The organism is Burkholderia sp. Ac-20345, from assembly GCF_017104825.1.
GTDB lineage: Bacteria > Pseudomonadota > Gammaproteobacteria > Burkholderiales > Burkholderiaceae > Burkholderia > Burkholderia lata_B.
Genome location: NZ_JAAGPO010000526.1, coordinates 1 through 791, shown reverse-complemented (window position 1 = coordinate 791; position 791 = coordinate 1). Strand labels below are relative to the sequence as shown.

The 791-nt window shown below is 70.7% G+C and carries 1 protein-coding gene; it reads right to left on the bottom strand.

What is annotated here, in order from left to right; genetic code table 11:
• Window positions 1–791: condensation domain-containing protein (locus G3O06_RS48445; RefSeq protein ID WP_241020634.1), on the bottom strand; the 791-nt coding region annotated here is incomplete at both ends.

Sequence of the window (791 nt, the reverse complement as noted above, 5' to 3'; positions counted from 1 at the left end):
TATCATATTATCTCGATAGCACCCGACCCCACCCGACAACGAGACGATAGACCACACTCTTGCCCACCACGCCGTTCTGCCAGTCACACGCGCCGGCAGATCGGCCAGCGCATCGCGCCAGTAAGCGACGCGGGCCGGATGGCACGGCGCGGGCAGCACGAGCGGCACGACCGGTTGGGCGGCTTCATCGGCCGGCACAGCGCCCTGTACGCGAGCGACATAGCGCGCACGAACCGCGTCGAGCCACAGCTCGATCGATTCGCCATCCGACACGATGTTATGAATCGTCACCGACAGCACGTGGTCGTCCGCGCCGAGCCGCAGTACCCGCGCACGCCACAGCGGCGCATCGGCTGCCAGATCGAACGGCGCAAGTGCATCCTCGTCGGTCAGCGCTGCGGCGCGGGCGAGCGCATCGGCGTGCGCCGACAGGTCGATCAGCGGCAGTTCGACGGCACCCTCCGCATCGACCCGCTGGCCCGGCAGTGCACCGCCACGCGCAACGAGCCGCGCACGCAGCGCCGGATGCACGGCCGCGACATCCGCGAAGGCTGCGCGCAGCGCATCGACGTCGAGCGGCCCGCGCACACGCAGCGCAACCGGAATGTTGTACGCGGCGCTGTCCGGCTGCGCGCGCCACAGGAACCACAGGCCGAGCTGCGCCGGCGACAGCGGCCACACGCCGTGTGCGTCCGGCTTGGCAACGGCAACGCCCGGCGCTGCCGCACCGGCATGCGCGGCACGCGGCGCATCGGCCACCTGAAGCGCGTACTGCGCGAGCACCGGTGCCA